Genomic DNA, 13,684 nt, shown 5'->3' with positions numbered 1-13,684 from the left:
CCGTTAGTCGGTGAAGCCTTTCATTATAAGTGATCTCATTAACAAACGTATGCGCTACCGACAATGATTAGTAAAATGAAAAGAACCACAATGAGCGTAAACCCGTTATTGTCATATCCTTTACCCATATGCCATGCCTCCTTAAGCGTATTCATTGTTAATGTATGCATAGGGGGATAAGAGTGTATGGGCAGTCGCACGTATGACAATAAGTGATATATGCCGTAATAGGTCGTTTTTTGCGCTTACCCGGGAAATAGAAAGGATGTCGTAAATGATATTACCCGATGATTGGGAAAACTATTTAGCTCATGAAATTGAGAAACCATACTTTAAAGACATCATGCAGTATGTCAATGAACAATATGAACAATCAGTCGTTTATCCGCCTAAGGAAGACGTTTTTAAAGCATTTGAATTAACGCCATTTAATCATGTTAAAGTGGTATTATTAGGTCAAGACCCATATCATCAACCACAACAAGCGAATGGTCTTAGCTTTTCTGTTACGCGCGGGGTAGCGTTACCACCTTCACTAAGAAATATGAGCAAGGAGTTAAGTGAAGACGTAGGCTGCTCACTCCCTCACGGTGACTTAACGGAGTGGGCAAAGCAAGGTGTCATGTTATTAAATACGTCTTTAACAGTCCGACATAATGAGGCTAACAGTCATCGCTCTATTGGGTGGCAAGCTTTTACCGATCAAGTGATACGAATCATTAGTGATAAGCACGATCATGTTGTCTTTATGCTGTTAGGAAAACAAGCTTACCAAAAAGCAGCATTGATTCACTCTCGGCATACGGTTATTCATACACCACACCCTAGTCCGTTGTCGGCGTACCGAGGGTTCATTGGTAGCCGAGTGTTTAGCCAAGTGAATCTAGCCCTTAATGAACACCGACAAACACCTATTAATTGGTGTTTGTCACAATAGCCTATACAAACAAAGGCATTATCCCGTACATTATAGTAGTTGATATAAGGAGTGAAGCGGGATGTTACCAATTGAACGTTATCTAACAAAGCGGAAATCAATTTGGGACTATATCGGACGACAATCCAGTTATAAACCAACCAGTCCTTATTACCCAAAACAGACGATGACGATTCATGATACGATTCATATGATTCAAAAAGGGTTGGCCCTAATCGAACAACTATTACCACTTTGGAAACAATACCGGCCGTTATTAAAGCATGCACCATTCATGGTCGATATGATAAAATTAATGTTAGAAGAAGATAAGGTAGAATATAATGAGCAGACAGATGATAAGAATCATTTAAACAAAAGCTCACGAACACCGATTAAAAATCAAAAACAACGAGATGAATCCTTTGACGGTTTACCGCATCCAAAATTATATATTTAACCATTTTAAAAAGGGGGATGACAATGACAAAACAACTAAAGAAAGCAACGTTTGCAGGGGGCTGCTTTTGGTGTATGGTTGAACCATTTGATCGTAGGCCAGGGATCGAATCAATTGTATCAGGATATACAGGTGGTCATACGGAGAATCCAACTTACGAAGAAGTTTGTTCTGAAACAACAGGTCATTTAGAAGCTGTTCAAATTACGTATGATCCTGCCGTATTTTCTTATAAAGCGCTACTTGATTTGTATTGGCAGCAAATTGATCCAACTGATGCAGGTGGTCAATTTAATGATCGTGGTGAATCGTACAAGCCTGCCATTTTTTATCACGATGACGAACAGAAACAATTGGCTGAACAATCAAAAGAAACACTTGAAGCGAGCGGTAAGTTCAACAAACCCATTGTTGTTGAAATTCGTGAAGCAAAACCATTTTACCTAGCAGAAGAAAATCACCAAGACTACTACAAAAAGCATCCTTTTCATTATAAAATGTATAAGAAAGGGTCAGGGCGACAAGGTTTTATTAAAGAACACTGGGCAAATGAAAACACCTTCGCTAATTTACGCGAACAGTTAACTGACATGCAGTATAAGGTAACACAAGAAGACGTGACAGAACCACCGTTTCAAAATGAATATTGGGACCATGAGGAAGCGGGAATTTATGTCGATGTTGTAAGTGGTGAGCCACTGTTTTCGTCGTTAGATAAATATGACGCTGGTTGCGGTTGGCCAAGCTTCACAAAACCGATCGCGCCGCTAGAAGAAGAACTCGATACGTCACTTGGTATGCGACGCGTGGAAGTGCGTAGTCAATATGCCGACAGCCATCTAGGGCATGTCTTTGATGATGGCCCACAGGAAGCTGGGGGCATGCGTTACTGTATTAATTCGGCTGCCTTAAAATTTATCCCGAAAGATCAGTTAGACGAACAAGGGTATGGCAAATATAAAGTATTATTTGAAAACAGCTAAATGATAGTGAGGAGCGATTGAATATGATTCATAAAACATGGAACGATAATCAACCCATTAAACAAATTAAATGTGTGCATACAAACGCAGCTAAATTTACCGTTGAGAATGTGCTAACTGAAGGTAAAGTATATGATGTCAAAAATGAATCAGAAGAATTTTATTTTGTAATTGATGATACCGATAAAATGGCTGGTTTTTACAAAGATTATTTTCAAGAAGAATAGATGGGCAGTTAGGGGCAATCGAATAAGGTTGCCCCTTAATTGTCTAATTTCACATTAGCTATAATAATGTTTAGAGCATCCGGATAGATGGTGTCTAAGTCTGTAATCGGAAGTGGGTTAACACCTCGGCCTAATTCGACTGTAAAACCAGGCCGTTGAAATGCTTGAATAAACCAATCTTTATAACCGGCATGACTATCAACGTATCGTACTGGTTGATAACCGCTTGCTTTAGCATATTGTTGGACCATCGGGTGGGATCGTTCTGGTTCGAGTCCTTCATAACCCCAATAAATGACTTCACCTTGTGTATGAAAGGCAAGAACACGATCGAATGGTTTTAGACGAGCCAAATGGTACATGGCGATGGCTTCCGGTTCGGTTAATGGGGTATAGCCAGGGAAATCTCTTGGCGCAGGTTGTTTCGGTTTACGACGTTGTTCAATTGCCCAATTAGCCGGGAATTGATTGTTAAGGTCAACGCCACGAATATTCGCCTTCCATCCGTCAAATTGGTGTGATTGATTGTTTATATTTAAAACAGCGTCACGAATATCTGGAGATTTCGGTACCCCTTCATTCATTAGGTCGACACCATCTGGGTTCACGAGAGGGACAAGTGAAAATGTATAGTGATCATACACATGATCCATATGAATGCCATTAAGCTTGCTGTTGGCTATTAGAGCATCTATATAATCTGCTATAAATCGCATTAATACGTTTGTCGTAATTGATTCGTGAGCGTGCATAGAACCATTCATATGGATTATAGTTTCACCGCGTCCAAGTACTACTTCAGTTATAGGCTTTCCTAAAACTGAATAGCCAATCGTATTGAGTTGTATTTGCGGTACTATAGTTTGAAGCGTTCGTAAATCGTCATGTAATATAACATGTGTATACCAGGCTTGATCATGAATCGATTCTCTTGCTTTCATAAGACTCACCTCTTGCTGAACTATATGCTAAACACGGTGAAAATTTGCACAAATCGTGAAAACTCATTATAATGTGGAATAGAATTTCGACATAATCATAGTTATTTAAAAAAAATAATGATATGATGATACTATATTCAACTATTTAAAGGAGGATTTATCTTGGCATTCGTAATTTCATCCCCATGTAAAGATGAAAAGGCAGCAGAGTGTGTGGATGTATGTCCAGTTGATTGTATTGAAGAAGGTAAAGACATGTTCTATATAGATCCAGATATTTGTATCGATTGCGGAGCATGTGAAGCCGTTTGCCCGGTCGAAGCGATTTATCATGAAGATGAGCTTCCACAAGAAGAACGGGAATACATCGAAATTAATCGTAAATTTTTCCAAGGTTAGCGGATACATTGAAAAAGAGGCTGGATCACGTATCCAGCCTCTTTTTTCATATTTAACAAATTGAATACAGGAGTTTGACACATATGTTTAATAAAAAGGACGAACACATTGAACACGTTTTTGCGTTTGCACGTTGGTTAATTATTGTCGGTTTAATCATTATTTATATGATGACTTTCGATGAAATTAGTTTAATCGTTAACGGAACTATTTTTTGGTCGATCGTTGGTGTCGTTACAGCTTACAGTTTCATAACACATGTTAGTTTGAAATGGTTACCGACGTATTCGAAAGCGAAACGAATCATGATGCAAGTCGGGTTAAGTTTAGACTTATTGTTCTATCTCACGATTATGTTGATAACAGCAAGTGAGCCTCATTTATTGTCACCGCTTTTGTTTATTTGGTTACTACATATAACGTTAATTTGGACCGTGAAAGTGTCTATGGCAATGACGGTAGTTGCTATGGCAGCGTATGCTTATGTCGTTTTTGATAGTCAGGGTCTCAATGCGTTTTCGACGCTATCCTTTTTGGTGCAAATGATATTTATTTTCTTAATCGGTATGTTAGCGAGCTCGATGACGATTCGTAAAGAAGCTGGCTCGATTGATCATATTGATTATAAGGAAGAAGCAATGAAAGATTATGTGTCGGGCTTGTATAATCATCGGACATTCCAAAACACGTTAATGAAGTTCGTCCAACAACGGAAACCATTAACAGTGATTAAATTAAATATTGATCACTTTCAATCACTTAATGACCGTTACGGTTATGAATGGGGAGACCGAGTTTTAGCGATCATTGGTTCAACGTTAGATTTTTGGATTGAACCTCAAGATGGTTACAGTTTTCGCTACAATGGTGATGAATTTATCATCATATTATTTAATCAAAACAGATCACATATCGAACAACAAATTGAAAAATGGAATAATTATATTCATGAACATGTGCAAATGTTGGAACCCCTTAAAGGTGAGCAGGTTACTGTCAGTTATGGGGTTGCAACATTAATGGAACGTGATGATAGAAATGAATTATTACGTCGCGTTGACCGGTGCGTTCAACAAGCGAAAGCAACTGGACGTCATCGTGCAGTGTTTGATGAATCGTTCCAACTAGAAACTAACAAAGGAAGATGAGGCGTTTTCGTATGGCTATTGGTACCGAAACGAAACTTAACTTAGATGCATTATTTCACGTTGCGACACAACACGGATACGAAACCGAAAAACAAATGATCGTTGACATCTATCAAAAATGGCAGCAACAAGACACAGTTATTGGTTTTACGGGTCATTTCTCTGCCGGAAAATCGTCGATGATTAACCATATCTTAAATCGCGATATTTTACCTTCTAGCCCTATTCCAACTAGCGCTAATATCGTCGAAATTAAGCACGGTGATGACCATGTGACCTATCATTTAGGTGACAATCGCTATGCAACGAGTGATTCCATTCAAATGGGTGAAGTACAACGGTTGTCGAAAAACGGTGATGATGTTCAATCACTAACGATAAAAACGGACTTACCATTTTTAAACGGTACAACGCTAATGGATACACCTGGCATAGATTCAGCTGATGACGCAGAATTCGAGCGTACATTATCGCGCGTCCATTTAATTGATTATTTTGTTTATGTCGTCGATTATAACCATGTCCAATCAGAAGTTAACTTTCAATTTTTAGCTGAATTAGAATCGAAAGGCGTTCCGTATATGATCGTTGTCAACCAAGTTGATAAGCATAACGATGAGGAAATGCAGATGGATGACTATTTACAAGCCTTACGCGATAGTTGTGCTAATTGGGAACTCCAACCAGAGACGATTTTCACCACGTCATTAGTTGACGATGAACATGATTATAACCAATTGCAATCATTAACTGATTATATGATGGCATTAACAGAGGACGTTTATAAACGGCTTCCGAAACGAATGGTTGGTGAAACTGAACGACTAATCGAACGACTAGCGAATCTTCAATTTACAGATGAAGATCGTGACATTAATTCTGAAGATGAAAAGTCATATGAAGACCAGTATCACAACCTGAAGCATCAACTTCAAATGCTGACATTAGATGAGTCATCGTTTATAACGGACCATAAACAAGCCATTGGCAAAATGACAAATGAAGCTTATTTAATGACAGCGGATATTCGAGAGAATGCACGGGAATATCTTGAATCAGTCCAGCCAAAGTTTAAAGTGGGTGGGTTGTTTGCGAAGAAAAAAACAGCTGAAGAAAAACAACGCCGATTAAACATATTTTTAGAGAATTTACAAAAACGTATAACAACGGAAATTAATTGGCATATTCGTCGCCATTTAGTTAACATTTACGACCAACAATCGTTAAGTCATCCTGATTTAAAGCAAGCTATTCAGCAATATGACTACGAAATTGACGAACAGATGGTACGTGATGCGATTAATCCATCAGCAGAAGTAACGAAAGAGTATATCTTGCAATACACCGAGACGTTGCAACATCGAATCACACAAAATGTTAAACAAGATATAACACCGCTGTTAAAACAATTGTTCGATAATATTTCTGAAGCATCTGAAGAAAAACGCGAATCGTTGAATAGAGCTCTGCAAGACATTGAAGCAAAGTGGGAAGAAGCTCAGCAAACAAACCGAGAAACGATTGAAAAGAAACAATTTATCGGTCAACTAAAACGACAGACATTTCAATCGGATCAACCATCAGAGGCGTTAGATGAAGCGGTACTTAAAATTGAACAAGAACGACAATTAATTCCTGTTGATGCCATTATTTCAGACGAAATAGAAGGAACAGACGATGCAATAGTGGATGTAAGTGATGATGACGAAACGCAAATTGATATTGAAACAGTACGCACACAAGCGTTGGATGTGCTAAATGACATCGAGGCTATCCCATTATTACAAGATACATATGCGAAGATTAATGGTACATTAGCCCAACTCGATCACCAAGAGTATACGGTGGCTCTATTTGGTGCATTTAGTGCTGGAAAATCATCTTTTGCTAATGCTTGGATCGGGGACGCTTTATTACCTGTGTCACCAAATCCGACGACCGCTGCGATTAATAAGATTGCACCACCAAATCATGACTATGAACATGGTAATGTTGTCGTACGTTTTAAGTCTTCGGATACGTTAATACACCAAGTGAAGCAATTGCTTGAGCCTGCAACGGATAAACAATTTAAGTCACTAGATCAAATGTATTCATTTATCAATAAACAACAAGATTATTTAGAACGTGTACTTTCTAAGACAGACTGGTCATTTCTTGATGCTTTTGCGAAGGGACGACAACATAGTGAAGCCCTATTAAATGAATCGATCACACTTGATTTAATTCAATTCAAACCATATGTCACCGATGAGACATTGTCGTGTTATGTAGAGGAAATTGTTATTTATTATGCGTGTGATTTAACGAATCAAGGCGTGACGTTAGTCGATACACCTGGTGCTGATTCCATTCATGCTCGTCATACGAACGTGTCGATGCATTATGTTCGCCATTCAGATGTCATTGTTTACGTGAACTACTATAATCACGCGTTTGCACGAGCAGATCGAGAGTTTTTATCGCAACTTGGACGTGTTAAATCGGCATTTTCACTCGATAAAATGTTTTTCGTCTTAAACGCAGCAGACTTAGCAGCTGATCACGATGAACTGATCGATGTGCAACAATATTTACAGCAACAATTACAACAAAACGGTATTCACAAGCCACAAATTTTCGCGTTGTCTAGTAAACAGTTAAATGAACAACCTGAGAAGAAGCAGTCTGACAAACAGGCGAAAGCGTTTTTTGAACGATTTAATACGTTTATTGAAACAGATGCTAAAATGATGGTCGCTCATACATTACAACATGACTTAGATCAACTGGCTTCGTTTGTTGATCAAACGGTGAACGAATTAATGCAACATCAATCAGAGCAAGATGCGTTAATTAAGCAATATCAAGACCAATTAGCAAACTTACAAACCAAACGCTCATCATTAGATCTTGCCATTTACCATCAACAAATGAATCAACAAATCACAGAGCTATTACACTATTTGCAAGAACGTGTACAGATTCAATTGATGGATATGATGAAAGAAGCGGTTAATCCAGCAACGATCAGTGATAAAGGAAAACGGGGCCAACATCAATTAAAACAGGCGTTAAAAGAGTTAGGCATATCAATTGAACGACGACTAGAAAACGAATTTAACTCAACCAACCTAATTCTAGACCGTCATTTTCAAGATGTTCTTGAAACAATGGTTAACGATTTCAATCAATGGGTTCTACGTGAAACAAACTTCGACGCATTATATATTGGAGAACAAGCTCTTCCTGATGCATCATCAGGTGAGTTTGAAACCATCTTTGATCACTTGGATGTCAGTCAAATGACGACCTATTATAAAGATCAGAAACAATTTTTTGTGCAAAAAGGTGTTCAAACTTTATTTGATCAAATCGAATCCAATGTTAGCGACTATTTGAAAGTCGTCCAGGCTCAATTTGTTGAGATATTTCAAAAGCATTATAGTCACCAATTAAATCATATTGTTCGTGAAGAAACGACACAATTTGTCGAACGTATTGAACAGATGATTGAATCCAAACGAAAACTGTATCATGATGAGGTTCAAGCTGAGCAAATTCGACAATTACAACAAAAATTACAGCAAAAATTATAGCTGAAGATCTGCAAGCTTATATTGCACAATATAAACTTTAGTAAACAAATGGAGGCGAATTATGGCAACGAAACAACCAATCAAAGTAGACGATCTATTCCAATTAGCATCACTAACGAATCCTAGATACTCACCTGACTATAAGGAAGCATTATTTATTCAAACGGAATTAAATAAAGACAACAATCAGTACGAATCCAACTTATTTCATTACGATGTTGAACATGATGTCATGAACCAATGGACATTTGGTGACGCTCGGGTTAATAACCCGCGCTGGTCACCAAATGGTGATTCGATTATATTTATTTCTGATCGTAACGAGAAACAACAAGTGTATTGGATGTCGCGTTATGGCGGTGAAGCGAAACGATTAACCGACGAAAAAGAAGGAGTTTCACGGGCAGAGTTCTCACCAGATGGCCAGTCCATCATGTTACAAACATCGATTAAAGCAGAAGACTTGCACGAGTCAGATGATGAGAAAGATGAGAAAGAAACTAAAGATGAATGGCCGAAACCGACTGTGATTAATCGTATGAAGTATAAAGCCGATGGCGCTGGCCTTCTGAAACGGAAGTATCAAGTGATTAAATTACTTGATTTGAATACGAAAGCCATTGAAACGGTGAAACAAGCTGAGCAAAACTTTGTTTTTCAAACGTGGGTAAATCAATCACAAATCGTCTATACGACGGATCATTCGGATGACGAGGACTTTAATTTTAACTCAGAAGCCTATCTATACAACTTAAAAGCTAAAACAGAGCACCTTCTATTTACAGAAGAAGGGTCGCCATCTGGTTTTACTGTATCACCAAATGGCGAGCATTTATTATTTGCTCATATGGGTCGTATTTATGAAAATGCGACACAAGCAGATTTATATGCTTACCATCTACAATCGGGCGTTACAGCTTGTTTAACAGAACATTTTGATGCGCCAGTTGGTGACTTTGTAGCAGCCGACACTCAACAGCAACCTGTGTTAAGACCTGCAATATGGGCTAGTAATGAATCATTCTATTTCCCAGTTTCGCATCAAGGAAGTGTCTTATTGTATTACGGGCATATAGATGGCTCGATTTACCCGGCTATTAACGAACGATTACATATCGTTGGTTACGATATTGATCCTGACAAGCAAACAGCACTAGTCACGGTTAGTCACCCAACGAGTCCAAGCGAGTTATATGAATTATCTTTAACAGAAGGCACATTAAGATTAAAATCTAACGTTCATCAAGACTTACATGATAAGACCATTTTAGTCGAGCCTGAACCCATTCAGTATCAAAGCTTTGATGACTGGACGGTTCATGGTTGGTTAATGAAACCTGTCCATTTTGATGCAACGAAACAATATCCAATGATCGTTAACATTCATGGTGGACCTCATGCGATGTATGGCAATACATTTTTCCATGAGATGCAGTATTTCGCAGCCCAAGGTTATGCAGTGTTATACGTTAATCCAAGAGGCAGCCATAGTTACGGCCAAGAGTTTGTCAATGCTGTACGTGGTGATTATGGTAACGGCGATTATAAAGATATTATGGCAGGTGTTGATTATGTTCTGTCACAATATCCGTGGATCGATGACAATCGTTTAGGTGTGACAGGTGGTAGTTACGGCGGTTTTATGACGAACTGGATCGTCGGTCATACCAATCGGTTTAAAGCTGCCGTGACGCAGCGAAGTATTTCGAATTGGACAAGTTTCAGAGGTGTGAGTGATATCGGGTATTACTTTACTGATTGGCAGATTCAAGCATCATTTAATGATATTGAAACAATGTGGAAGCATTCGCCAATTGCGTACGTTGATCAAATCGAAACACCACTTAAAATCATTCACAATGAACATGATTTCCGTTGCCCGATGGAACAAGCAGAACAATTGTATATTGCCCTTAAGTATCAACGGAAAGAAACGGAATTTGTCCGTTTTCCTGAGTCAGACCATAACTTATCACGCACAGGTAAACCAAACTTACGTATTGAACGACTAGAACACATTATCGATTGGTTTAACCACTATCTATAACATAAAAAATCGCCACCCTTAGCTAGGTGGCGATTTTTTATGCCCAGTGCTGTTGAATAAATTGGTCTCGTCCTGATTTAGCACGGTCTTCAGCGTATTCCTCTGGATTTTTTTCATAGAACTGTTGATGATAGTCTTCCGCTGGGTAGAACCGTTCTGCTGGTTTAATCTCGGTCACAATAGGTTTATTAAACTTGCCAGATGACTCGAGGTCTGCACGGCTCGCTTTAGCTAATGTTTTTTGTGTCTCATTATGATAAAAGATAGCTGTACGATATTGCGGACCACGATCATGGAATTGTCCGTCTGGATCTGTCGGGTCAATTTGTTTCCAATACAAATCTAGAATCGTTTCATAATCAATTTTGCTCGGGTCATAGGTAATTTGAACAGACTCATAATGTCCGCTTTCACCTGATTTCACTTGTTCGTACGTTGGATGGTCAATATGGCCGCCTGTGTAACCTGAAATAACACTATCGACACCGTCCCACTGATCAAACGGTTTTACCATACACCAAAAACAGCCACCTGCAAATGTCGCTTTTGCATATTGCTCTGACATATTGATCACTCCTTCATTCATTCGTTCATTTTAACAATATTCTGTTTTGAATGGAAGTGAGGACGTTTGACGTAAAAAAGCTGCCAATCATTCGATTGACAGCTACAAACTTCGCTTACCAGTGATCAATTGATAGACAAAAATAATGCCAGCAATGACGAGTAATAAATGAATAAGACCACCAGCTACTTCTAGCACTAGACCAATTAACCAAATCGCTAAAATGATTAATATTATCGTCCATAACATATTATCACCTCACTATTATTATTACCCTATTTTCAAATAGTTCAATCGAATATAAGCTAATTTCGCAAATTTTTGCTAAAATAGAAAGAGATACACACATAATTGGAGGAACACGATGAAAAAATTATTGTTGTTCGTAGTCATGTTGATCGTAGTAGCTGGTTGTTCTAATGATGAAGAACCTATCGTATTACCGCACGATGAAATGGCTGACTATATTGCGCTATGGGAAGAAAACGCCTTTGATCAAATGTATCAAACCGATTTAACAGAAGCGACGAAGGAAACATTCGCTAAAGCGGATTATGTTGATCGTTATCGCAACCTATACAATGATTTAGAAGTAAAATCGTTATCAGTAGACATGACCGACTCGGATGACAATATCGCTTCTTTGAAAGAGTCGATTGATGAAACGGACCGTTATACCATGCCACTCCAGATTTCATTCGACACATTAGCTGGAACAATTGAATACGAAACTGACGTTATAATGGAAAAGGTGACAACGAATAAAAACGGAGAGCCGTTAGAGCAAGAAAAATGGTTGATTCAATGGAAACCAAGCCTCATTTTGCCGAATTTAGAACAAGGTGAAAAGGTGGCAATAGAACGTACGTCAGGTAGACGAGGTGATATTCTTGATCGAAACGGCAACGCGTTAGCGACTATTGGTGAAGTATATGAAATAGGCATTACACCTAATCAATTTGAGGAAGCGACACTTGATCAATTAAGTGCCAATTTACGCGTTTCATCAAGCTATATTCAAAACAAACTCAATCAAAGTTGGGTGGAGCCGAACTTTTTCGTGCCAATTACGCAAATTAGTATTGACCAACAAGACACAGTGGCAACTATTACGCAACTAGAAGGCGTGACGACTCGAGTGAAAATGGATCGCGTTTATCCATATGGTAAAGCTGCTGCTCATCTAACGGGTTATATAGGACCGATTACAGCGAGTGAGCTAGAAGAACATCAAGATAAAGGATATGACTCATCAGATGTCATTGGTAAACGCGGACTTGAGCAGTTGTTTGAAGATCAATTGCGTGCAAAAGACGGCGTTGCCATTGTTATCGAAAAACATAATGGATCAACCCAAAGCGTCGTGGAACAGAAAGCTCAAGACGGTCAAACAATCGAAACGACGATCGACATGAATCTTCAAGAAACATTATACGGGATCGTTGAAAATGAAGCCGGAACAGCGACGATAATGGATCCGAAGACCGGTGAAGTGTTAAGTTTATTAAGTTTTCCAGCATTTGATCCTAATCGATTTGTTATGGGGATGACAAGCTCTCAATACGATGAATTGGTAACGCGTGAAGGCCAGCCAACGTTAAATCGCTTTGCTGCAACATATGCACCAGGTTCGACGATGAAAGTATTAACGAGTTTGGTCGGATTCCAACAGGGAGAATTAAACCCAGAGGAAGTCGAGACAATCGAAGGATTAAGATGGCAACAAGATTCGAGTTGGGGTGACTATTACGTCACACGTGTTAATGGAAATGTTACTAATGTTGACTATGAAACAGCTATGACCTATTCAGATAATATTTATTTTGCACGATTAGGATTAGATATTGGCCGAGATGCTTTCGTTACTGGTTTAAATCAATTAGGGTTTGGTGAATCGCTCCCGTTTACGTACCCATTGCCTGAATCACAAGTGTCGAATAGCGGTTCGATATCATCAGAAGGGCAGCTTGCTGATACTGCGTTCGGACAAGGTGAATTATTAATGACCAACACACATTTAGCGACGATTTATGCAGGCGTTGCGAATGACGGCCAATACATGGAGCCAACGTTATTATTAAATGACGAACAGTCAGTTTGGAAAAATGATATTGTAACAGATAAACAAAATCAAACGATTCAAGATGCACTTCGACAAGTAGTGGTGAATGGATCAGCCTCTGATATTAACATTGATAATAAAACGATGGCAGGGAAAACGGGGACGGTAGAATTAAAAGCAGATCAAGAAGTAGAAAACGGCAAGCAAAACGGATTATTCGTGAGTTATGATCAAAGCAAACGCGATATGGTGTTAAGTTTACTTATAGAAGGTGTGCAAGATCGCGGTGGAAGTGGGCTCGCTGTTCAACTAAGCAAACAGTTTTTTGAGTCCTATGAGTAAATGAAAGAGTGGCAAC

At 38.8% G+C, this 13,684-nt stretch carries 13 protein-coding genes; 9 read left to right on the top strand and 4 right to left on the bottom strand.

Going from position 1 to position 13,684, the window contains the following annotated elements:
• Positions 1 to 38: 38 nt before the first annotated feature.
• The gene (locus ABID56_RS01825; protein WP_167260439.1) at positions 39 to 128 is read right to left on the bottom strand and encodes a YjcZ family sporulation protein; all 90 of its coding nucleotides are present in this window, start codon (positions 126 to 128) and stop codon (positions 39 to 41) included.
• A 146-nt stretch (positions 129 to 274) separates the two neighbouring features.
• Between ABID56_RS01825 and ung the strand changes: the two genes are divergently transcribed.
• The 4 genes from ung (at position 275) to ABID56_RS01805 (ending at position 2,586) form a co-directional block, all read left to right on the top strand.
• A complete protein-coding gene (ung, locus tag ABID56_RS01820; protein ID WP_354218787.1) occupies positions 275 to 937 on the top strand; it encodes a uracil-DNA glycosylase in 663 nt (220 codons plus the stop codon).
• A 61-nt stretch (positions 938 to 998) separates the two neighbouring features.
• Complete coding sequence (locus tag ABID56_RS01815) at positions 999 to 1,376, top strand: hypothetical protein (protein ID WP_354218786.1); 378 nt, start codon at positions 999 to 1,001, stop codon at positions 1,374 to 1,376.
• A gap of 23 nt (positions 1,377 to 1,399) precedes the next feature.
• Complete coding sequence (msrA, locus tag ABID56_RS01810; protein WP_354218785.1) at positions 1,400 to 2,359, top strand: peptide-methionine (S)-S-oxide reductase MsrA; 960 nt, start codon at positions 1,400 to 1,402, stop codon at positions 2,357 to 2,359.
• Between the two features lie 23 nt (positions 2,360 to 2,382).
• On the top strand, positions 2,383 to 2,586 hold the full coding sequence (locus tag ABID56_RS01805) for a DUF6501 family protein (RefSeq protein ID WP_354218784.1): 204 nt from the start codon (positions 2,383 to 2,385) through the stop codon (positions 2,584 to 2,586).
• A gap of 35 nt (positions 2,587 to 2,621) precedes the next feature.
• Here ABID56_RS01805 and ABID56_RS01800 read toward each other — a convergent pair whose 3' ends face one another.
• Entirely contained in the window at positions 2,622 to 3,527 is a 906-nt protein-coding gene (locus ABID56_RS01800) for a M14 family metallopeptidase (protein WP_354218782.1), read from the bottom strand.
• 162 nt (positions 3,528 to 3,689) lie between these two features.
• Here ABID56_RS01800 and ABID56_RS01795 point away from each other — a divergent pair, with 162 nt between their 5' ends.
• The 4 genes from ABID56_RS01795 to ABID56_RS01780 all read left to right on the top strand — a co-directional run bounded on the left by ABID56_RS01795 (position 3,690) and on the right by ABID56_RS01780 (position 10,699).
• The gene (locus tag ABID56_RS01795; RefSeq protein WP_306978084.1) at positions 3,690 to 3,926 is read left to right on the top strand and encodes a ferredoxin family protein; all 237 of its coding nucleotides are present in this window, start codon (positions 3,690 to 3,692) and stop codon (positions 3,924 to 3,926) included.
• A gap of 83 nt (positions 3,927 to 4,009) precedes the next feature.
• A complete protein-coding gene (locus ABID56_RS01790) occupies positions 4,010 to 5,074 on the top strand; it encodes a GGDEF domain-containing protein (RefSeq protein WP_354218781.1) in 1,065 nt (354 codons plus the stop codon).
• 11 nt (positions 5,075 to 5,085) lie between these two features.
• Positions 5,086 to 8,652 carry a dynamin family protein gene (locus tag ABID56_RS01785; protein WP_354218780.1) on the top strand — a complete coding sequence of 1,189 codons (3,567 nt, stop codon included), beginning with the start codon at positions 5,086 to 5,088 and terminating at the stop codon, positions 8,650 to 8,652.
• Between the two features lie 61 nt (positions 8,653 to 8,713).
• On the top strand, positions 8,714 to 10,699 hold the full coding sequence (locus tag ABID56_RS01780; RefSeq protein ID WP_354218778.1) for a S9 family peptidase: 1,986 nt from the start codon (positions 8,714 to 8,716) through the stop codon (positions 10,697 to 10,699).
• A 37-nt stretch (positions 10,700 to 10,736) separates the two neighbouring features.
• Here the strand turns inward: ABID56_RS01780 and msrA (ABID56_RS01775) are convergent, their stop codons facing one another.
• On the bottom strand, positions 10,737 to 11,264 hold the full coding sequence (gene msrA / locus ABID56_RS01775; RefSeq protein WP_354218776.1) for a peptide-methionine (S)-S-oxide reductase MsrA: 528 nt from the start codon (positions 11,262 to 11,264) through the stop codon (positions 10,737 to 10,739).
• A gap of 102 nt (positions 11,265 to 11,366) precedes the next feature.
• Entirely contained in the window at positions 11,367 to 11,513 is a 147-nt protein-coding gene (locus ABID56_RS01770) for a lmo0937 family membrane protein (protein WP_354218775.1), read from the bottom strand.
• 115 nt (positions 11,514 to 11,628) lie between these two features.
• On the opposite strand from ABID56_RS01770, the gene ABID56_RS01765 reads away from it, so the two are divergent.
• Complete coding sequence (locus ABID56_RS01765; protein WP_354218774.1) at positions 11,629 to 13,668, top strand: penicillin-binding transpeptidase domain-containing protein; 2,040 nt, start codon at positions 11,629 to 11,631, stop codon at positions 13,666 to 13,668.
• The last annotated feature ends 16 nt before the right edge of the window (positions 13,669 to 13,684 follow it).

It is taken from the genome of Alkalibacillus flavidus, from assembly GCF_040545925.1.
Lineage (GTDB): Bacteria > Bacillota > Bacilli > Bacillales > Alkalibacillaceae > Alkalibacillus > Alkalibacillus flavidus.
This window is presented reverse-complemented; position numbering and strand designations above follow the sequence as displayed.